This is a genomic window from Psychrobacter sp. I-STPA6b, from assembly GCF_020662265.1.
In the GTDB taxonomy this organism is placed as follows: domain Bacteria; phylum Pseudomonadota; class Gammaproteobacteria; order Pseudomonadales; family Moraxellaceae; genus Psychrobacter.
In genome coordinates, this window is sequence record NZ_VEWM01000070.1 from 70,479 (window position 1) to 93,002 (window position 22,524).

Consider the following 22,524-nt stretch of genomic DNA (forward strand, 5'->3'; position numbering starts at 1 on the left):
GTTTAATGATGTGATGAATGTTGATAAACATCTGCCAACAAGCTACGAGCATGCTCACGAGTGACTTCAGTGATATGCACACCACCCGACATACGTGCTAACTCATCGACTTGTGCATCACCTGTTAAAATAGTAAGCTGACTACTGGTCTGAGTATCATGATGCTTTTGTACCAAAATATGCTGATGTGCCTGTGAAGCGACCTGTGCCTGATGGGTAATGGCTAATAACTGCCGTTGTCCACCAAGTTGCCTGAGCAGTTCACCGACCACTTGAGCCGTACCACCACTAATGCCCACATCAACCTCATCAAATACCAACATCGGCTCACTCACCACTGTGGGTACATGCTCTGACGAAGCATTAGAGGCATCAGTTGCCACTAAAACCTGCATCACCAATGCCATACGTGACAGCTCACCACCTGATGCAACCTTATACAATGGCTGAGCAGGCATACCAACATTGGCACTAAACATCAGCTCAATATCATACATACCCTGTGCATTAAACTGTGCTTGTTCTTTTTTATGAAACTCAAACTCACACTGTGCATTTGGCAATGCCAATGGCTGAAGTCCTGCCACTAACTGCTGGCTAATCTTTGATGCTACCGCCATACGTGCCGTATTTAATGCCTCTGCCGTACTTAAATACTCTTGCCAAGCTGACTGCACTTGCTCTGCCAATACATCACTACTGGGCTGACTGTGTAATGAATCCAGCTCTTCTTGCCACTGCTCCGCCTCTTCTACTAATACTGATACTGGCAAACCATGCTGACGAGATAAACGATGACCTAAGCTAATCAACCCATTGAGCATATCTAGGCGCTCAGGGTTGGGTAACTGTTGCTCAGCATAATCTGCCAAAGCCACAGTCGCCTCACTAATCTGCTGTTGTGCCAAATATAGCTGTTCTGATGCCTGAGCAAACGTCTGACTGACACTACTTTGTGAGTCACATATCTTTATTGCACGTCCTAACAACCCCATCACATCAAACGCATCCCCATCACCTGCTTCATTTTCTAGCAGATATAATGCTTGACTTGCCTCTTGCATCAGGCTTTCAAGATTTGCCATTTCCTCATGCTCTGCTTCAATTTGGGCATAATCAGTTTCTAATAATGGTGCAATCTCAGCTAACTGATTCTCAAGCAAGCGTATTCTATCTTGACGTTGACTTTCTGCCTGCTTACGTTGCGTTGCCTCACGTTGTAATGATTGATACTGGCGGTATTGCTCTGCCATTTTTTCTGCCTGATGTGTCAATCCAGCCATTTTATCTAGCCATTCCACCACAAACTGAGGCTTTAATAATGCCTGCTGAGCATGCTGGCTATGAATATGTACCAAACACCGACCCAACTCTTTTAATTCAGACAAACTAATTGGAACACCGTTAAGCCAAGCCTTAGAGCGCCCCTGTGCACTAATCTGACGGCGAATTAACACCCCATCATCTGCCACAAACTCACGCTCATTTTCTTGAAACCAAGTTTGAATCGCAGGTGAACTTACCTCAAACTGAGCATAAATCTCTGCATTTGCTTGACCATGTCGTACCATACTACTATCTGTCCGACCACCCACACACAGTGCCAGTGCGTCTAACAATAAGGACTTACCTGCCCCTGTCTCACCTGTAATTACATTAAACCCCGAACAAAAATTCAACTCATGATGCTCAATAAGAGCAAAGTTTTGCAAGGTCAATGATGTCAACATGATAAACTTCTCAACTTAATAAACGGTAACCTTATTATTATAAGGAATAAACGATAATAAATAATAAAAACTAAACCTAATAGTGAGTAAAATTCCAGTAAGAGGGCGAAATTTTAGGTCATAATATGGTAGCATTATCACTCTATCATCGGTGTTATTAAATACTACCAACCAATTGTGTTAAATACCAAACCACAATAACGACCGTGATACATAAAACATGGTAAAACTATAAAGTTATACAATATCCAGCTTCTATCACATATAGAAATAGAAGGTTTTGGGTTTATTTGAGATAGTGTTAGGTTTAAAGATATAGTAAGTTAGACATATGCAAGTGTGTACCATAGCCGATTCAAGCTCATTTGACCACAGTTTTTATCAACTTGCTTTATGCCTTTTATACTGTCAATTATGACAGCCTAACACCATTTAAATTTGTGATTAAATCGACATATTGACACAATACTTGCTGTATCCATAGAGAGACAGTACCCTATATCATAATCATAGCAAAAAAAGGATGTCACCATGCCATCGACAACATTTGACCATGTTTCTGTCGTAAAAAATGCAACCATTACCTATGATGGCCGTTGTAGTAGCCATACTCTGTTATTTGGAGACGGACGCAAAAAAATGCTCGGTGTTATTTTGCCCTGTGACGAAACCGTACCTGAGTATGACTTTCAAACACATACCTCAGAGCGCATGGAAATTATAAGTGGTGATTGTGAAGTCAAAATAGCGGGTGAAGATAACTTTACCTATTACCGAGCAGGACAAGCCTTTATGGTTGCTGGTAATAGCAGTTTTACTCTACGTACAGAACAGATTGTACAATATATCTGCCACTTAGAAGGATAAGCAATATTATGGCAAAGCCGACCTATTTTTATGGTATTCATGCTGTCATCGCTTTATTGCAACATCGTCCAACAGATGCCCGTGCTTTATTCTTACAACACAATCATGACGGTAACCAAAAACAAGACAGCCAAATTCAGCATATTATTGAATTGGCAACTCAAATGGGTATCAGCATTCAATATGCTCAAAAAGACAAACTCACTGCACTCTGCCACAGTCCACAGCATCAAGGGGTTGTCATACATGCCAAAGCCCAAAACTTTGCTGAAGAAAGTATTTTAGATGAGCTGGCTCAACGTCCAGACTGTTTGCTACTGATATTAGACCAAGTAACGGATGCTCATAACTTGGGTGCATGTCTACGTACCGCTGTTGCCATGGGAGTAGATGCCGTCATCTGTCCAAAACACCATTCTGCCAGCTTAACACCAACAGTTGCCAAAGTATCTGTTGGTGCAATGGAAATTATGCCTGTGATTGCTGTCACAAATCTTGCCCGTTGCATTGATCATCTAAAACAAGCTGGGGTTTTTGTTTTTGGTACCGCATTAGATAAGACAGCCAAACCACTAGCAAGCTGTAACTTCCAAGGAAAAGTAGCACTTATCATGGGCTCTGAAGGGGAAGGTATGCGCCGTCTAACAGCCGAAAAATGTGATGAGTTGGTATATATTCCCATGACTGGCAATCATAGTGGCAACTTACAAAGCCTAAATGTAAGTGTTGCAACTGGTATGGCTTTATACGAAATCAGCCGACAACGCTCTCATACAGCATAATCCATAATGTAACATAATGATTTACCATGTGATTATTGACTTAAACAGAGAGTTTAGTAACCACAAGACAAAAAAATGATTAACAAGCATAAAACCCTGTTAATCATTTAACACAAATCTGTTAACCACAATAAATATCAAGATGTCTACATAAAGCTTTTTATTGAGTAAATCGTATCTGCCATCTCTAAATACTTTGCATGTAATGGCTGTAATTGAGCATATAACTGCTCTAAATCACCATCATTTACCACCACATCGTCGGCTTGCTCTACCCTATCTTGACGAGATAACTGATTATCCATGATGGCCTCTATTTTCTGCACATCCTGCCCATCACGGCTACTTGCTCTTGCAATCTGCAAAGACTCTGGAGCATCAACAACTAAAATACGATGACAAAGATTAGCAAGTCCTGCTTCTGTTCCTTCTAGTAGTAAAGGAGCAGACAAGATTACATAAGTTGAAGTTGCCTGTGCTAGCTGTTTTTTTGCTTCCAACCGAATGGCTGGATGAGTAATACTCTCAAGTGTTATTAAGGCATCAGGACAAGAAAACACATGCTGTCTAACAGCCCGTCTATCCATCTCACCTTCATCTGTTAACACCCAGTCACCAAACTTACGTACCAATTTAGATAACGTTCGACTACCTTTTTTCATGATTTGGTGTGCAATTACATCAGCATCTATCACAGTAATCTGCTGTTGTTCAAACCACTGTGTGACAACTGACTTACCACTACCAATACCACCTGTCACACCCACAACCAAACGACTTTGTAATGGACTATTAAAGACTTGTGGCGCTTCATTCCTTGTTACATCTGTTAAACTATGCATATTCATACTTGGTTATTGTTACAGAGTATAAAGTGTATTATTACAGATAGATGAATGCAAATACTAGAACTCACCATTTCTCTAAATGAGAGCTTTTGATACAGTTAGTTTTCCACAAACTGCAAGTCTCTCTTATTTAGTTTATCTCACAACCCCACTAAAGCTGAGCATAACCTAAATACCAATCCATAATACGCTGTCCATATAACAGCGCTACCATACCAGCAATAGCAATATAAGGACCAAAAGCAAAGGGACGACTTTCACCATGTTTTCTCATAAGAAAAACACCCACAACTGCCCCCAATAAAGAAGAGAAAAGAATAATAAAAGGTAGCATCATCGGGCCCATCCATGCACCCAATACCGCCAATAACTTAAAATCTCCTTGCCCCATACCTTGTTTTTTAGTCAATAAGTAAAAGAGTTGTACTACCACCCACAACACTAAAAAACCAAGCAATAAGCCCCAAATAGATTGTGACGGTGAAACAAACCAGCTTTGAGAATTGACGGCCAATCCCAAACCTGCCAAGGGAAAAGTCAAGCGGTCAGGTAGTAACTGTGTATCAAAATCAATACCTGTTAAAGCAATAAGTGTCCACACTAACACTAACGCAGATAGTCCTTGTACTGTAACACCAAATTGATAAATCACCACTACTGTCAGTAGTGCTGTTATTAACTCAACCAATGGATAACGAAAGCTGATTGGCTCTGCACAACCAGAACAACGTCCTTTTAATAATACCCAACTAACTACTGGGATATTTTCATACCAACGAATTTTATGCTGACACTGTGGACAACGAGATGCCGGTCGACTTAAGGTCATTGGTATATCTTGTGCAATACTGTCTGCAATGGGCTTGATCTGTGCTTCAGTGATATCTTCTTGTTCTTTTAAAATGTCTACAGAGGCCTGACGCCACTCTTGTATCATCATCTGTGGCATACGATAAATCACCACATTTAAAAAGCTACCCACACACAGCCCTAACACTGCAAATAACACCCATGCAACCATTGGACTATCTTGTAATACTTGCCAAAACTGCATAAGTTTCCTTAACCTACTACTGCACCCATTTGGAAGATTGGCAAATACATAGCAACGACCAAGCCACCAACTAGTACACCAAGTACAGCCATGATTAGTGGCTCCATCAAACTGGTTAGTCCATCGACGGCATTATCCACTTCATTTTCATAGTAGGTCGCCACTTTATCCAGCATCTCTTCTAAACTACCTGACTCTTCACCAATACCAACCATTTGAATTGCTAGACTTGGAAATAGATTGGTGGTACGCATAGCAAACTGTAATTGCTGACCTGTGGCCACATCTTCCTTCACTTGTTGAGTAGCATTATAAAACACCACATTATTGGTAGCACCTGCCGTTGAATCTAAAGCATCAATCAATGGTACACCAGCAGCAAAAGTGGTAGATAAGGTACGTGAAAAACGGGCTATAATCGCTTGATATGCAATATTACCAAAAATAGGTAGTTTGAGTGTTATGTGATCTAAAAAATTACGAAATTTTTTGCTGCGTTTTTTTGCCTCACTAAAAGCAATAATAAATAATCCTATACCTAAAATTAATACAAACCACCAATCTTTCATCCATTCAGACATATTCACAACCATCTGAGTAAAAGCTGGTAACTCTGCACCAAAAGATGAAAACAGGTCAGCAAAAACAGGGACTACCTTAAGTAATAGAATAATAGTAACAATAATTGCTACCACAATCACAGCTATCGGATATTTTAAAGCTTTTTTAATCTTTGCTTTTAATAGCTCACTTTTTTCCTTATAAGTCGCTACCCGCTCTAACATGGTTTCTAAAGCACCTGATTGTTCACCAGACTCAACTAGAGAACAAAACAGGTCATCAAAATAACGAGGATGTTTCCGCAATGCTGACGCAAAGGTACTACCAGACTCAATTTCTGTTTTAATTTTTAAAACCAGCTCCTTCATACTAGGGTTGTCTAAAGAGTCTGCCACAATCTCAAAAGACTGTGTTAAAGGTACACCAGCTTTCATCATCGTTGCTAACTGCCGTACAAAAATAGCAATATCAAGTGCCTTAATTTTCTTTTTCATGGTAAACAAGGGCTTCGGCTTTTTCTTAATAGAACGTACCGTTATCCCCTGTTTTCGCAACTGAGCTTTTGCCAACTCAAGACTGCGACTGGTTGTTTCACCTTTTACCTTTTGCCCACGACGATTGGTGCCATCATAGACAAAATCTACCAGCATATCAGTTGCGACTTTCGCCATGTTGTTATCCTCTATTTTTCATTTTTCTACTATTGTTAAAAAATCATTAGCTATTTCAATCATACTGCTAAATATACAGCTAAAATACAAGGCTATATAACGACAGTCTCTCTTTATTCAGATGTCACCCGATACATCTCTTGAATACTGGTCAAGCCTTGCAATACTTTCATAATACCTGAGCGTCGTAGATCTCGAAAACCATTTTTAACGGCAGCATCTTTAATTTCAATCGCATTACCATCTTCCATAATAATACGTGAAATATCTTCATTGATTTTCATCACTTCATAAACACCCACACGTCCTTTATAACCTTCACGACATTCTGAACAGCCAACAGGCTCATAAATAACATTATCAGGATTTGCCAAATCTTCCTCTGTAAACCCTATTTCCAATAAGCTTTGTTTAGGCACAGAGGTGGGTTTGCGACAGTTTTTACATAGTCGACGTGCCAAACGTTGGGCAATAACTAAGTTAACAGAGGTCGCAATATTAAATGAAGCGACCCCCATATTGCGTAAACGAGTCAATGTTTCTGGAGCTGAGTTAGTATGCAATGTGGATAAAACCATATGCCCAGTCTGTGCAGCTTTAATCGCAATTTCTGCCGTTTCTAGGTCTCGAATCTCACCCACCATAACAATATCAGGATCTTGACGTAAAAAAGATTTAAGTGCACTGGCAAAAGTTAAACCCACTTTAGGGTTAACATTCACCTGATTAATCCCTTCTAAATTAATCTCAACCGGATCTTCTGCAGTTGAAATATTGGTCTCAACGGTATTAAGGATATTGAGCCCCGTATACAAAGAAACAGTTTTACCAGAACCCGTTGGACCTGTAATTAATAACATACCTTGAGGCTTATGCAATGCTTCTAAAAACATCTCTTTTTGATCTGGCTCATAACCAAGTGCATCAATACCCAGCATCGCAGAGGATGGATCTAAAATACGTAAAACAATTTTTTCACCAAATAATGTAGGCAGAGAGTTGACACGAAAGTCAATCGCCTTGCTTTTAGAGACTTTCAACTTAATGCGTCCATCTTGTGGAATACGACGTTCAGAGATATCCATTTGTGACATCACTTTCAATCTGGCAGCAATTTTATTTGCCAACTGTACAGGTGGAGATGCCATTTTTTGCATCACTCCATCGATACGAAATCGTACACGATAAGACTTCTCGTAAGGCTCAAAGTGTAAGTCTGATGCCCCCATACGAATTGCATCAACCAGCATTTTATTCACAAACTTAACAACAGGCGCTTCTTCAGCACCAGAAGTAGCATCAGTCGCTGAGTTATCTTCCCCTGACTCAACCCCGACATTTAAATCACCATCATCAAAATCATCAAAATCATTCATCGAATCAGTCAATGAGGTTTCAATATATTTTCGAAGCTTCTGCTCTTCAACCACAACGGTTTGTACAGACAATCGTGAGTTAAACTGAATGGCATCAATCGCATCCAATCGAGAAGGGTCACTCATTGCTACAAATAAGCGCTGTCCTCTTTTAAAAATAGGTAATGCCTGATATTTACGAATAATTTTATCATCAACCAAATCACTAGGAATCATACTGCGATTTAATTGATCAATATCAAATAATGGATCACCAAATTCTCGGGAAACAATCCATGCTAATCGGTCAGATGTGACCAATTTTTGCTCAACCAAATAAGAAACCAAGCTAATTTGCTGTTTCTGTGCCTCTGCTAGGGCTTTTTTCATCACATCGTCAGTAATCAAACCTTCTTGAACCAAACGATGTGCCAAACCACCAAAGCTTATTGGGGCAGACATGGTCACTCCTTACCAATAGTAGTAAGCATTAGAAATATTAAAACACTATCGTCCAATAAAACCATCTAAATTCACCAATAACCTTATTCTTTAGATATCTTGTTAGACTAACAAAGGCTTCATATCACTTTATGAGCTTACTGATTTTAATTTATTATCATATCAATTAGTTTATTATGATATTCATCTACCAAAAGTAAATGATACCTGCCAATTAAAGTTGCTTTTATAAACTGAATACTAAATTCAATATGAAATTTATCCAATTGCTAAAATTATACAAGATTAGTGCGCTAGCGTATAGATTTATACTGATTTTAATAACTACTTTGTATCTAGGTCAAAAGAGAATAGGCATGGTATGTATTTATTGTCACCCATATCCATACAAACAATTCAAAATAACAGCTTGCTATTCAATCATTTGACCACAAGTCATTGAAGCATAATCATTCAACCTTTTCCATAATTCTCTGCAAATATATGACTGACTTGTCTTAGAAAACAGATAAAGGCCCTGAGATATCAGCACTACTTACCCATGAATGCTACCCTATACCAAATTTAGTATTTAAAAACATAGTTTACGACTGTAAACTGATGTTTTTTTCATAAAGTCATGCTAATATGACAAGCCAGATACTAAGGATAGTCGATTAACTATTTTGCTCTGTTATTCATCATATTCATTTTCACTAAGAAGGTCTTTATGGCGCAAGGTAATTTACATAAAAAACCCATTCACCATCAAAAAACGGATGCCCAACGTGTTGTTATTACAGGTATGGGTGCAATAACACCACTTGGGCTCACAGTTAATGACACTTGGCAACGACTCCTAAACGGTGACAGTGGAATTACACCCATTACACATTTTGATGCATCAGACTTCCGCTCACAGTTCGCAGGAACTGTAAAAGAGTTTGATGCTAAGATGTTTATGAATGCTAAAGAAGTCCGGCGTTATGATGAGTTTATGCACTACGCTACTGCAGCCTCTAGTATGGCATTACAAGACGCTGGTTTCATTACTGTTGCTGATGCAACAAATAGTCCAGTACAAAATGTCGATGCATCACGTTTTGGGGTGGTCATCGGTTCAGGTATTGGTGGTATTCAGACCATAGAGAATAGTCGTGATACCCTACAATCTAAAGGAGCTAAGAAGGTATCACCATTTATCATTCCTGGTAGTATTGTGAATATGCCTGCAGGATTGGTTGCTATTAAACATGGACTTAAAGGACCCAATCTAGCCACTGCAACCGCTTGTACCACCGCAACGCATGCCATTGGTTTGGCCGCACGACTCATTGCTTATGGTGATGCAGACGTGATGCTAGCAGGAGGAAGCGAAAAAGCATCCAGCCCATTAGGTATGGCAGGTTTTGCTGCTATGCATGCGCTCTCTACTCGTAATGACGAGCCAACCAAAGCTTCTCGTCCTTTTGATAAAGATCGCGATGGCTTTGTTCTTGGTGATGGAGCAGGTATTTTGGTCTTAGAAAGCTTAGCACATGCCAAAGCACGTGGAGCAACCATACTAGCAGAGTTGGCGGGCTTTGGAATGAGTGATGATGCTAGTCATATTACTGCTCCTCCAGAAGATGGAGAAGGTGCAGCACGTGCCATGCAACATGCTCTTAATGATGCGGGTATTAAGGCTACACAAGTTGGTTATATTAATGCACATGGCACCAGTACACCTGCTGGTGATGTCGCGGAGTCACTTGCTATTGAGTCAGTATTTGCTGATTGTAAAGATAAGATTTTAGTGAGCTCTACCAAATCCATGACCGGGCATTTACTCGGAGCTGCTGGTGGTATTGAAGCTATTTTTACTATTTTAGCATTACAAAACCAAATCATTCCCCCAACCATTAATCTTGATAATGTTGATGAGCAATGCCGTCTAGATTATGTGCCGCATCATGCTCGCAAAGTCAGTGATTTAAACTATGCACTATCCAATAGCTTTGGTTTTGGTGGTACAAACGGCTCATTAGTTTTCGCACGCTGGTCACCATCTATCTAAAAAGCTCTGTCAAAATGATGAACATAAATATTATATTAGCAACTAACTACTTTAGTAGAAAATATTGAACAATAGATTGTAATAAGTAATATTTGAACACAATGTACGATGCTTATTAACATTAAGTTAGCGTTATAGCGTACATCTTCAATAAACCCTGCTAAAGTAACGCTTTTACACTTGCACCCCCTTGTCATGCTTGCGTATGATAGGGGGTCATTTGTTAGACTTTTATTTATTTTATATTGGAATATCCATGTCAGAGTATAAATTTTCACATCAGTTTTCCCAACGTTGGTTAACTGCACCACAACAAGTCAAGCAGGCTATTGTTCAAGAGCTTGAAGATATTATTACACTACTAGACAATGAAACTGACTTGAACAGCTTTCAGTTCCGTCAGCCTGATCTCAATGCTCATATCCAACACTTATATCAACAAGAACAAGAAGCAGCTCAAAAAAGTGAGCCACTTGAAGTCACACTACCTACTCAGAATAATATTACCAACAATCATATTTTGGATAATAATACTCACCTCTCTATGAGTGCATCTCATGACATACCTCATATAGAAGAAGTTACCCATGAAGATACTATAAATCAAGCGTCGCATACGACTATAAGTGATACAAAGCAACAGAATACTGAGCAACTAACAACACAAGAAAAGTCAGTTCATAATGAATTGACAGAAGCAGATAGCGAACAGAACACCACGGTCACTTCTACAGAATGCGAATCACTAATTTATGAACTAGAGTCACGTATTGATGATTACCTTAGTGAACAAATGGCTCAATTATCTATAGATCTTAAATCATGGCTAAGAAATGAAGTAAAACATTACTTTGATAAGTAACTTTAGAATATATTTTCATACTACACTTTGTAGCTATAAATTATCAATGGTGTTGCAACACATAGATAATAAACTTTGCTTCTGTTATAAATGGGGATATTTGTGCTTTTGCTAATAAAGCCTGACGCCTTTGCACTTTAGCACGGTAGGAGTATGGTGTCATGGTCAGCAAATCTTGTAGCTGACTTGCTGATAATGCCAATTGACTAGATACCTGCTCAGTTGCCAGTAACTCAAAGTCAGTGGATAAATGCTCCAAGAACTTATCTGAGTCATGACTACGCACCTGCTCAAATAACTCTTGACGCATACTTGCTAGATGGTTAATGTCAGGCTTTGCTATAATCAATAAACCACCTGCTTGTAATACACGTGCAAATTCATCTGGTAAAATTGGACTAAAGATACTACTCACGCCGTGAATAGAACCATCAGAAATAGGTAATTGCGCAGCACTGCTGACGATAGGATAAATACCTGTCGGTAATGGAGCTTCTGCTTCTATAGCATGTTTTTGATTATTTATTGTTTGGTTACTCTTGGCTTGCCACCATAGTTTACTTTGTTTTTTAAACCGCTTTGCCGTAGCACTAACCGCAGGTTTACTAATATCAATAGCAATTAACCGAGGAATCTCCTGAATATGGGCAATGGCATCTGTATAATAGCCATCACCACAACCAACATCCAGCCACAGCCCCTTTTTATCATCACACACCTTCGGTAAGTACTGCTCAATCATTCCTATCAGTGTTGTTCTTAGAGGCTGATAAAATCCTTGTTCAAGAAAACGTTGCCGAGCCATAATAGACTCTGCTGAGTCCCCTGGCTCTTTTGATTTTTTATGTTGCACAGGCAACAAATTAACATAGCCTTGACGAGCAACATCGAATGGGTGACAAATATGTTTTTGATGCAAACGACCATCACACCGCCATGTCTTATCCTGTATGATTAAGTCAGACTGACAATATGGGCAATAAAATAAACTTGCTGGCACAGTGGTTTTCATTTAACGTAACTTCAAGGTCATCAATCCTAACACTACCAACACAATGGCAATAATCCAAAAGCGTGCCACAACCTGTGTCTCTTTCCAACCCATCTCCTCAAAATGATGATGTAAAGGAGCCATTAAGAAAATCCGCTTTTTGCGCAATTTGTATGAGCCCACTTGTAACATAACAGATAGTGCTTCAACCACAAACAATCCACCCATAATCGCAAACGCAATCTCTTGGCGAGTCATCACTGCAATTGTGCCTAACATTGCTCCCAGTGCCAATGCCCCCACATCTCCCATAAATACTTGTGCTGGATGCGCATTAAACCATAAAAATCCCAAGCCAGCGCCAATCATTGAGCCACAAACAATCGTCACTTCTGAGTTATATGCGATATAGGGTACATGTAGATAGTCAGCAAAACGCACATCGCCTGAGACATAAGAGAATACACCCAGCCCAGCAGCAACTAAAACTACAGGTAAAATTGCCAATCCATCTAAGCCATCTGTCAAATTTACAGCATTAGATGAGCCATTAATCACAAAATAAGTAAAGAAGATAAATCCTAACCCAAAAGGAATGGCTGAAAAGGGAATGACCCAGTTCTTAAATATTGGAAATAGTAAGTCTTGCATCGCATTTGTGGTTGCTATATCTGGTTGCTGACTGGCAATAAAATACAGCGCACCACCAGCAAATAAAGCACCCACCGATAGCCAAAAATACTTTTTACGAGCAATCAAGCCTTTAGGGTCTTTATATTTAATTTTGAGCCAATCATCTGCCCAACCAACACCACCAAAAATCACCATGACAACCAGCAAAATCCATACATAAGGATTGGTTAAGTCTGCCCAACATAATGTTGCAAAGGCAATGGCAGATAAAATCAGCACACCTCCCATAGTTGGTGTACCAGTCTTTGCTAGATGTGACTTTGGACCATCATCACGAATCGCCTGTCCATACTTCAAAGTATGTAAGTATTTAATCGCACGACTACCCAGTAACATACTAAAGCCTAAGGCTGTAATTACTGACAGTAATACCCGCAATGTCAAAGAAGATACCGCTGAAAACGGTGTATAGATTTGGCTAAGCCAATTATTAAATAACCAATATAACACCGCTTACTCCTTATCAATCACGGAATCTGAATCAATTAACTGTTGAATAATGGTCTCCATCGTCATACTTCGAGACCCCTTAAACAACACTGTACAACACTGTCCCATTGCTTGCTGTGCCTGTATATATGCTTGCAAACTGCTAAATAAAGTCTGTTTATCTTTAAATGCTTGTGAATTAACAAGCCCTGCCTCTTTAGCATAAGATGCTGTATGAGAGGCCATCTCACCAACACAGAGCAATGCATCAATATCTTGCTGAGCAATATCTACCCCAAGCTGTTGATGTTCTGCTACAGAAGATGCACCAAGCTCGGCAATATCGCCTAGAACCATCACTTTATGCCCTGTTTGCCCAGCTAAAACTGCAGCCGCAGCTCTTACAGAATGTGGGTTGGCATTATATGTATCATCTATTAGACAGTGCCGTCCCAGCATGACCCTTGCCAAACGCCCCTTCGTAGGTTGAACTTGGCTTAATCCACTGGCAATCTCTTTCAAACTTATTCCCAAAGCATCAGCACAGGATGCTACTGCCAGTGCATTACTCACATTATGCGCACCAACCAGTGGCAATGTTATTGTTAAACTCTCACCTGCTATCTGTAAAACAAAAGTGCTACCTGTTGCAGTTAGTTGCACCTCAGAGGCTGATACGCAGTCACGTTGAGATACTAATTGTGCATTTGTGCTGGCATCAAGATGGTGCCAACCAAACCCTCGAATATCAGAGGTAAACTGACTGGCTTGTTGGTATAGCACATCAGCATAATCATCATCCATTGGAATAATGGCAATGCCTGACTGATTTAAAGACTGATAAATTTCAGCTTTTGTCTGGGCAATGACATCTCGCCCACCAAACTCACCAAGATGCGCACTACCAACATTTAAAACACATGCCACATCAGGCTGTACCAGCTGTGTTGTATAAGCGATTTCTCCACGATGATTTGCTCCCAACTCAATCACAGCATAACGATGTACATCAGTTAGCTCTAGCAACGTCATCGGGACACCCAAGTCATTATTTAAATTACCTTGAGTGATTAATGTTGGTGTGGCTGTAGCGTTTTGATTAAAAATACAACCCAGCATCTCCTTACAGGTTGTTTTACCACTAGAGCCAGTAATCGCAATAACTTTTAAATTAGGGTGCTGTTGGCGACGATAAGCGGCCAACTGTCCAAAGGCAAGACGGCTATCGGAGACAACTAATTGCGGCGCTGTTGAGATATCTTCTATGGGATGCTCCACAATGACAGCGACTGCTCCTTGCTGTAATGCAGAAGCAACAAAATCATGTCCATCGAAGTTTTCACCGGAGAGTGCTAAAAAGATATCTCCAGCTTGAATACGCCGTGTATCGGTAATAATACGCTCAGCGCATAAAGTAGATAGTGATGGTAGTGACATGGCATCATCTATAGTGTTACCATCACACCACCAATAACCTTGCACAGAATGGGTTGCTGTCAGCAAATTCTCTGCATACCAGCGATACCGACCCTGCCCGGTTGATTCATTAGCTTGATGACTTCTGGCTGTCATATACAATTCCTATCATTCATCTATTTCTTATTATACTGATGATGTTTTAGACGCTATTTATTTTATATAGCAAAAAAAGATGGTAGATATTTCTGATTAACAATATCTATCACAGCCTATAGCATCAGTAAATGGCTTGACATTCTAACAAAAAATCCCACTCCATAAAGGATACACGCAATGAAGCCTAGCAATGATGAAATCATTATGAATTTTTCAAATTGCCAGCAAAGCCAGTGTATTAAAGCGATGCAAGCAACTGGGTCAACACTTGCCTATCGTCAAAATTATGACGAACGCCCCGAATTTCCTGATAAGTTTCATGTCCTTTTCCAGCAATCACCACAATATCTTGCACTCCTGCTTGTTGCACAGCATATGCAATGGCTTGGCGACGATCGACTTCAACATGTGTCTTATCATGTTGTGCCTGTGTCATCCCTTCTTGCATATCTTGTAAGATTTGCAGAGGCTCTTCACTTCTTGGATTATCCGATGTCAAAATAACATAATCTGCAATGCTCAAACCTGCCTGCGCCATCAGTGGACGCTTTCCACGATCTCGATCACCACCACAACCAAATACTGCCCACAGCTTACCTTCACAATGTGCTTTAAGACTGCTCAATACTTGTGTTAAGGCATCTGGTGTGTGTGCATAATCTACAATAAAACACCCTTGTTTTGATGGTACTCGTTGCATCCGCCCACTTGCACCACATAAGTTTTTTACTCGTTCTGTAATCACCTCTAATGACTCACCCAGTGCCATCGTTGCTGCTACAGATGCCAGTAAATTTGCCACATTAAAACGCCCCAATAACGGGCTATATAAAATCGCCACACCAAAATCACTACTTAATTCAATCTGTGTACCTTCAAGGCTGGGTGTAATCTGTTGAGCATAAAAGGTTGCTTGAGGCTTGTTAGAGTCTTGAGGGTTAATAGAATAGGTCCAAACTGTCACCCCAGAGTCTGTTGCCCTTTTTATCATCATTTTTGCAAATTCATCATCAGCATTAATAATGGCATGTGTTAAGTGAGGAAAGTAATGGCGATCAAATAAACGAGCCTTTGCCTCTGCATAATCCTCCATGCTATCGTGATAATCCAGATGATCCCGACTCAAGTTTGTATAGACTGCCACCTTAACAGGAACACCTTGCAATCGTTGCTGATCCAGCCCATGTGAGCTGGCTTCCAAAGACAACATATCCACATTTAACATTGCCATTTTTTGCAAAAACTGTTGCACAGCCAATGCATCTGCTGTTGTATGCGTTGCCTGCTCAAGATTATTAAGCAAGCCATTACCTGCTGTTCCCATAACCGCACACTGCCGGTTCGGTTGCTGATATAACTGAGCCACTAACTGACTCACCGTTGTTTTACCATTTGTACCTGTCACTGCCACCACTTTAGGTAACACATAAGACTTGGATGATGAGGCAGATATGGCTAAGCTCACTTGTAATAATATGCCCAATATATCCCGTATATTGGGTACACTAACCAGCGGGCAGTCTAATGACAATGCAGAATCGGCAAGTAATAATTGCTCTTTTGGAATCTCAGATAATATAAAAGCCGCCTTTTTACTGGCAGACTGTGCATAACGACAACTGGATTCTATCGACTGTGTGCTACTTTTTAACAAAATAAATGCGTCTGATGTATCAACTTGACGGCTATCTAGTACCCAGTTTTGAAAAGGCATATCTAAAACTTGCTGCTGTTGCTGCAACTGTTGATAAGCCACCTGCTCACGTGAGTTTGATATAGGTAACTGTGCTAATATCTGGGCTAAAGTTTTCATAACTGTCTCAATTATTCATATTATCTTATTTACTATTTGCTAATGGCTTATCCAATGGCACATTATATAACCGCAACGCCTCTTTCATGACATTATGAAAAACAGGGGCTGCAACTTGTCCAGCATAATGTTGTTTTTGTGGGTCTTCAACCAAAATTACGGTCACTAAACGGGGATTCGATGCTGGTGCAATACCTGCAAACACATTGCGATGTTGATCACTATAGTAACCACCATCCGGATTAGTACGCCGAGAAGTACCAGTTTTACCAGCAATACGATAGCCATCTATCGCTGCCGCTCTACCTGTACCACCTGACTGTGTCACACTTTCTAACATTCGAACAATAGATAAAGCCTGATCTCTATCTAAAACTTGTCGGCTTGGTGGCAATACATCTGTTTTTACCAATGTCAATGGATGCATCACACCACCAGCACCTAATGTTGCATAAGCCTGAGCAATCTGCGCTAATGTCACTTGTAACCCATAACCATAACTAAGAGTTGCTCTTCTAGCTATTTCTTTTTCTTTAGGAGTAGGCACAAAACCCGCCCCTTCACCCGGAAAATTAAGTGCCGTTTTTTCACCAAAACCAAAGCGCTTTTGTATACTACTAATACCATCCGGTGGCAAAGATAAAGCAATTTTTGTCGACGCCACATTACTTGACTTTTTCAGCAAGGTCGCCAAGCTAATACTACCTAGATTTCCATGATCACGAATGGTATAACCCTTAATACGTATCGAACCTGGACTAGTATTAATCAAAGAATGCTCTGTAAATTTTCCAGAGTCCAAAGCCGCCGCCACAGTAAATGGTTTCATTACCGAACCAGGTTCAAAGACATCAATCAATGCCCGATTACGTTGGCTATCACCTGTCATTCCTGCCAAATTATTAGGGTTAAATGAAGGCCAAGTCGACAACGCTAATACTTCACCAGTATGTACATCAACCACAATACCTGTTGCCCAGCGTGCACTTTGTACACGCCCTACTTCCTCTAGCTCTTTGTACAATAAATATTGTAGGCGTGCATCTATGGTTAAAGTGACATTTTCTCCAGACACTTCTGGTGTAATTTCTTCAACCTCTTTGAGCATATTGCGACGAGCATCATTTAACACCAAAATTTTTCCATCTTGCCCTGCCAACTCACGCTCATACTGGCGCTCAATACCTGAACGCCCAATATACCCCCCTTCTGGATCATTACTATTTTGTCCCATAAACCCAATAAGCTGAGCATTCGGTTGTGGCTGTGGATAGTAACGCTTAAAAAACTCAGAGCTATAAACACCCGTAAAGTCTAACGCCACTACAGCTTCAGCAATCTCAGGCGTTACTTTGGTCAACAGTGGAAAATAGTGAGAGCCAGAACCAGAGGGTAAAGCCTTTTTGACGGCTTGCTTATCTGTTACATCTAAGTCTGTTTTGATACTGACTGCTTGTTGCAAGTCTTCTAGTGATGCCCCAGAAACACTGGCCAACCGTCTCAAGTCCATCTTTGCCAACCGCTCTTTTAACCGCTCTTGCATTTTTGGCTTATCAGGATTGAGTGCGATTTCTTTTTGCAAACTATAATAAGCCAGCGCATAATCATATGGACTAAATGATACGGTCACCAAGGGCGCACTCACTGCCAACGGCAAATGATTTCTATCTGTAATGATGCCTCGATAAGATGCAACTCGACGCTCACTGGTGATTAACTTATCTCCTTTTTGCTGATAAAACTCAGCATTTGCAATCTGTAAGTCAAACGCGCGCCAAAGCAGTATCAGCAGGAAAGCTATTGCAATACCCCAGACTACCTGAAAGCGACTTAAATCACTCTCCAAACTACCTCTTGGAGATGCACCAGATGCTTTTTTAAGGATAAAATTCTGGCGATTTTTTACACTGGTATAAGCACCTTGGTCCGTCTGCTTTTTTGCAAACAGACGTTTTAAAAACCCTGAACTCGTCGACTTTTTTTGTCTAGACTTAGTACTTCCTGTTTTACTGCCGACTTTTTTTTGCGAAGTTTTACGAGTTTTTTTTAAGGGTTTAGTCACTTTCCCCTGTGCATTTTTATTCTGCGGATTTTCAGTAGATTTTTTGCGTGTCATCGCCCTGCCTCCACGACTTGACTCTGCTCTACCATGCTGTCATTCGTCTCATTATTGTCATCGATAGGATTGCTATTTGTTTGTCTCTGTACTGTGGGTTGTAATATCAACTTATCTTGTACTGAAGGAGAGTACATCCCCAACTCTGTCACTGCACGACTGGCAATCTGTGGTGTCGCACTAAATGTCTGCTGTTCAATCAGCAAGCGCTGGTATTCTACTTGCAATCGACGCTCCTGACGCTTCATATCTTGTAATATCAAATAGTCTTGACGATAACTTTGGATTTGCTCAGTGGTCAAAACTCCTGTCCAAATGATGGCAATGGCTATTAGCAACATCACTACTGCATAGACACTGATACCACGATAACGCTTTGACAAAATATCACTGATATCTTGCGTCATCTCTCCAGAGCTTTGAGGCTTTTTTGACGTACCGCCCTTATTAGAAGGACGGTGTATTAGATGGGATAAACGGGACATTTGACTCTCAAAATCAGACACAATCAGAAACTATCATTGTAAAGCTTAAATTACCATCAAAGCACAATTTAACAAAAATCATCCAATACCATGTTCAGGTCAATTTTGGCTTTAATATCTTCATACTTTAATATTTTCATACTATGGATAAGGGTAAACACCTTCTCGACGCTGTGCCATACGCAACCAAGCACTACGAGAGCGAGGGTTATGAGCGACTTCTTCTTTACTTGGTGCAATACGCTTAGGTTTATCAAAATATTTAGGTCGTACAGGTGCAATAGGCATCGTCTCATCTTCAGGATATTTACCCTTGCTATGCCGTTGCAAAAACTGCTTAATACGTCTATCTTCTAGTGAATGAAAGCTAATCACAGCCAAATGACCTTTAGGTGCTAACACCGCCAATGCTTGCTCCAAAAAGCTATCAACATCACCCAACTCATTATTAATAAATATCCGTATCGCCTGAAAGCTTTGGGTTGCTGGATGTTTACCACGTTGCCAGTTTGGGTGTGCTTGTTTAATTACCTCTGCAAGCTCTAGTGTTGACTCATAGCTATCCATTTGTTTAATGGCTCTGGCAATACGACGGCTATGACGCTCATCACCATATTCATATAAAACATTTGCTAATGTCTCTTCATCTACCTGAGCTAGCCATTCACCCGCAGTCATACCTTGGCTGGTATCCATACGCATATCAACCACACCATCACGCATGAAACTAAACCCACGACTGGCATCATCAAGCTGGGGAGAAGAAACGCCCAAATCTGCCATGATGCCATCAACCTGCTCAATACCCAAACAGGTCAAATTCTGGTACAAATTAGCAAAACTGTCATGAATCACCACCACTCGTGCATCTGTTTTTGCCAGTGCCTCTGCTACAGCAATGGCTTCTGGGTCTTTATCAAACACCAACAGTTTTGCAGTATCACTTAAATGCTCAAGTAACAAGCGACTATGCCCACCACGTCCAAAAGTAGCATCAACAAAAACGCCTGATGCCTTTGATATATCAGACACACCAGTGACTTTGGGCAATTTTTTTAAGCCGAGTACTGCAGCGACAGTTTCATATAATAAGACAGTTTCGTGACTAAAGTTTTGATGGTTTGTTGTAGTATTTACAGTCATTTTATATATCGACTTATTGTATTGTTGATAAGGTTATATGGGCTTATGAAACACGCAATACTATAAATAGTAAACTCTATCTATATTGATACTATCACACTAGAGGCATCACACTGGAACAAGCAGTCCGCAGTTATGACAATGCATTTATAGATTACGTATCTAGATTAGAGTAGTACAAATATACCTTATAGAACCGTCCATTATCTCAAGTTGCTATCCAGTGTCAAGCAAACGATGCACAAAAGCAGAATTTAGCCTATCAGTACACAAACTTAGCAAACAAGCAATGGACTTTTATTTCCGTAGCATATACCTGCTATAATACAAGAAATCTTATAAAGCCCAACCTTATAAACCCATATTTACACCATTTGCATTCATTACTTACAAAAAACTTTGAGAGCCCTATGACACAACAAGCCCAACCAAATAACCGACCTGTTCGTACCCGTATTGCGCCGTCACCCACTGGTTTCCCACATGTTGGTACTGCCTACATTGCCTTATTTAACCTCGCTTTTGCCAAAGCACATGGCGGTGAATTTATCCTTCGTATTGAAGATACTGACCAAACCCGCTCAACCGAACAATCAGAAAAAATGATTCTCGATGCCTTACGCTGGGTCGGACTAGATTGGGCAGAAGGCCCTGATGTTGGTGGCGCACATGCACCCTATCGCCAAAGTGAACGTAGTGACATTTATAAAAAATATGCTCAAGAACTGCTTGATAAAGGACATGCTTTCCGTTGTTTCTGTACCCCTGAAGAGTTAGACGCGATGCGTGCAGAGCAAATGGCTCGTGGAGAAAACCCACACTACGATGGACGCTATGCAGACTTGTCTAGAGAAGAGTCTGACAAACTAGCAAGCGAGGGCAAACCCTTTGTCATTCGTATGAAAGTGCCTACGGAAGGTGTGTGCAAGGTACAAGATATGCTACGTGGAGAGGTTGAGATTCCATGGGAGCAGGTAGATATGCAAGTGCTACTAAAAACAGACGGCTTACCTACCTACCATTTAGCTAATGTGGTTGATGACCACTTAATGAAAATCACCCATGTTATTCGTGGTGAAGAATGGCTAAACTCTGCCCCTAAACATCAACTTTTATATGACTACTTTGGCTGGGAAATGCCTGTACTGTGCCACATGCCTCTACTGCGTAACCCTGATAAGTCAAAGCTGTCTAAACGCAAAAACCCCACCTCCATCACTTACTATCGTGATGCTGGTGTCTTGCCCGAAGCCTTGCTTAACTATCTTGGACGCATGGGTTACTCACTACCAAGTGAGCAAGAAAAGTTTACCTTAGATGAAATGATTGCCAGCTTTGATATCACCCGTGTTTCACTCGGTGGTCCTATCTTTGATATTGAAAAACTGAACTGGCTTAATGCTGAATGGCTCAAGGAAATGACCCCAGAGCAACTGAAAAACGCCATCTTAAACTGGGCAAATGACTCAGACAAACTTACTGCCATTGCGGCTGCTATTCAGCCTCGTATCCATCTACTATCAGACGCGGTCAACTGGGCAGGATTTTATTTCCAAAACTTACCAGAAATTAACGCTGATGACTTTGCCCATAAATCGCTAAGCCAAGAACAAATCATCGAAATCTTACAAATCGCTACATGGAAGCTAGAAGCGTTGCCTGTATGGAGTGAAGAGAACATCTATGCCACCCTAAAAGGATTAAGTGGTGCAATGGATATCAAACTGCGTGACTTAATGCAGCCATTTTTTATCGCCATTGCTGGTAGTAGCTCATCAACACCAGTGATGAACTCCATGTATGTGATTGGCGCAGATATGACTTTAACTCGCCTACGTCATGCGGTAGAAGTGCTTGGTGGTCTAGGTAAAAAGAAACTGAAAAAGCTAGAAAAAACCGCCAATGAGTTGCCAGATTTTTTGGCAGAGTCATAAACCATACCATCTAATTTGTATACTGTGACGTTATTGTAGGGTGTATTGATCATGCAATACACCCTTTTTAATTGACACCTCTACCACTTTTTCTCTCATAATAACGATTTCTTAGCAG

General features: G+C 40.5%; 17 protein-coding genes. 5 read left to right on the plus strand and 12 right to left on the minus strand.

Annotated elements, in window-relative coordinates:
- Window positions 1-2 precede the first annotated feature (2 nt).
- Window positions 3-1,730 (minus strand): DNA repair protein RecN, encoded by a 1,728-nt coding sequence (gene recN / locus FHK88_RS08100; protein WP_227430236.1) that lies wholly within the window; start codon window positions 1,728-1,730, stop codon window positions 3-5.
- A gap of 531 nt (window positions 1,731-2,261) precedes the next feature.
- Between recN and FHK88_RS08105 the strand changes: the two genes are divergently transcribed.
- Together FHK88_RS08105 and rlmB are read left to right on the plus strand one after the other, a co-directional pair.
- The gene (locus FHK88_RS08105) at window positions 2,262-2,597 is read left to right on the plus strand and encodes a pyrimidine/purine nucleoside phosphorylase (protein ID WP_227430237.1); all 336 of its coding nucleotides are present in this window, start codon (window positions 2,262-2,264) and stop codon (window positions 2,595-2,597) included.
- Between the two features lie 8 nt (window positions 2,598-2,605).
- Window positions 2,606-3,379 carry a 23S rRNA (guanosine(2251)-2'-O)-methyltransferase RlmB gene (rlmB, locus tag FHK88_RS08110; RefSeq protein WP_227430238.1) on the plus strand — a complete coding sequence of 258 codons (774 nt, stop codon included), beginning with the start codon at window positions 2,606-2,608 and terminating at the stop codon, window positions 3,377-3,379.
- A gap of 146 nt (window positions 3,380-3,525) precedes the next feature.
- Here rlmB and coaE read toward each other — a convergent pair whose 3' ends face one another.
- The 4 genes from coaE to pilB all read right to left on the minus strand — a co-directional run bounded on the left by coaE (window position 3,526) and on the right by pilB (window position 8,330).
- The gene (coaE, locus tag FHK88_RS08115; protein WP_413680472.1) at window positions 3,526-4,227 is read right to left on the minus strand and encodes a dephospho-CoA kinase; all 702 of its coding nucleotides are present in this window, start codon (window positions 4,225-4,227) and stop codon (window positions 3,526-3,528) included.
- A 151-nt stretch (window positions 4,228-4,378) separates the two neighbouring features.
- Window positions 4,379-5,281 (minus strand): prepilin peptidase, encoded by a 903-nt coding sequence (locus tag FHK88_RS08120; RefSeq protein WP_227430239.1) that lies wholly within the window; start codon window positions 5,279-5,281, stop codon window positions 4,379-4,381.
- 8 nt (window positions 5,282-5,289) lie between these two features.
- Window positions 5,290-6,513, minus strand: coding sequence for a type II secretion system F family protein (locus FHK88_RS08125; RefSeq protein ID WP_227430240.1), 1,224 nt, complete (start codon window positions 6,511-6,513; stop codon window positions 5,290-5,292).
- Between the two features lie 113 nt (window positions 6,514-6,626).
- Window positions 6,627-8,330, minus strand: a complete 1,704-nt coding sequence (gene pilB / locus FHK88_RS08130; protein ID WP_227430241.1) for a type IV-A pilus assembly ATPase PilB — start codon at window positions 8,328-8,330, stop codon at window positions 6,627-6,629.
- A 709-nt stretch (window positions 8,331-9,039) separates the two neighbouring features.
- On the opposite strand from pilB, the gene fabF reads away from it, so the two are divergent.
- Both fabF and FHK88_RS08140 read left to right on the plus strand, forming a co-directional pair.
- Window positions 9,040-10,365: a beta-ketoacyl-ACP synthase II gene (gene fabF, locus FHK88_RS08135; protein WP_227430242.1), complete on the plus strand. Its 1,326-nt coding sequence runs from the start codon at window positions 9,040-9,042 to the stop codon at window positions 10,363-10,365.
- Between the two features lie 256 nt (window positions 10,366-10,621).
- Entirely contained in the window at window positions 10,622-11,227 is a 606-nt protein-coding gene (locus FHK88_RS08140; protein ID WP_227430243.1) for a hypothetical protein, read from the plus strand.
- A 43-nt stretch (window positions 11,228-11,270) separates the two neighbouring features.
- On the opposite strand, the gene FHK88_RS08145 is transcribed toward FHK88_RS08140, so the two are convergent.
- The 7 genes from FHK88_RS08145 to rsmH all read right to left on the minus strand — a co-directional run bounded on the left by FHK88_RS08145 (window position 11,271) and on the right by rsmH (window position 20,472).
- Window positions 11,271-12,239: a putative RNA methyltransferase gene (locus FHK88_RS08145; RefSeq protein ID WP_227430244.1), complete on the minus strand. Its 969-nt coding sequence runs from the start codon at window positions 12,237-12,239 to the stop codon at window positions 11,271-11,273.
- The gene (mraY, locus tag FHK88_RS08150; RefSeq protein WP_227430245.1) at window positions 12,240-13,361 is read right to left on the minus strand and encodes a phospho-N-acetylmuramoyl-pentapeptide-transferase; all 1,122 of its coding nucleotides are present in this window, start codon (window positions 13,359-13,361) and stop codon (window positions 12,240-12,242) included.
- A 3-nt stretch (window positions 13,362-13,364) separates the two neighbouring features.
- Window positions 13,365-14,912, minus strand: coding sequence for a UDP-N-acetylmuramoyl-tripeptide--D-alanyl-D-alanine ligase (locus tag FHK88_RS08155; RefSeq protein ID WP_227430246.1), 1,548 nt, complete (start codon window positions 14,910-14,912; stop codon window positions 13,365-13,367).
- Window positions 14,913-15,153: 241 nt separating this feature from the next.
- A complete protein-coding gene (locus tag FHK88_RS08160) occupies window positions 15,154-16,728 on the minus strand; it encodes a UDP-N-acetylmuramoyl-L-alanyl-D-glutamate--2,6-diaminopimelate ligase (protein ID WP_227430247.1) in 1,575 nt (524 codons plus the stop codon).
- A 25-nt stretch (window positions 16,729-16,753) separates the two neighbouring features.
- On the minus strand, window positions 16,754-18,844 hold the full coding sequence (locus FHK88_RS08165) for a peptidoglycan D,D-transpeptidase FtsI family protein (protein ID WP_227430248.1): 2,091 nt from the start codon (window positions 18,842-18,844) through the stop codon (window positions 16,754-16,756).
- The gene (locus tag FHK88_RS08170) at window positions 18,841-19,329 is read right to left on the minus strand and encodes a cell division protein FtsL (RefSeq protein WP_227430249.1); all 489 of its coding nucleotides are present in this window, start codon (window positions 19,327-19,329) and stop codon (window positions 18,841-18,843) included. The genes FHK88_RS08165 and FHK88_RS08170 overlap by 4 nt, the downstream gene beginning before the upstream one ends.
- A gap of 141 nt (window positions 19,330-19,470) precedes the next feature.
- Window positions 19,471-20,472 carry a 16S rRNA (cytosine(1402)-N(4))-methyltransferase RsmH gene (gene rsmH / locus FHK88_RS08175; RefSeq protein WP_227430250.1) on the minus strand — a complete coding sequence of 334 codons (1,002 nt, stop codon included), beginning with the start codon at window positions 20,470-20,472 and terminating at the stop codon, window positions 19,471-19,473.
- A gap of 410 nt (window positions 20,473-20,882) precedes the next feature.
- Here rsmH and gltX point away from each other — a divergent pair, with 410 nt between their 5' ends.
- Window positions 20,883-22,406 carry a glutamate--tRNA ligase gene (gene gltX, locus FHK88_RS08180; protein WP_227430251.1) on the plus strand — a complete coding sequence of 508 codons (1,524 nt, stop codon included), beginning with the start codon at window positions 20,883-20,885 and terminating at the stop codon, window positions 22,404-22,406.
- The last annotated feature ends 118 nt before the right edge of the window (window positions 22,407-22,524 follow it).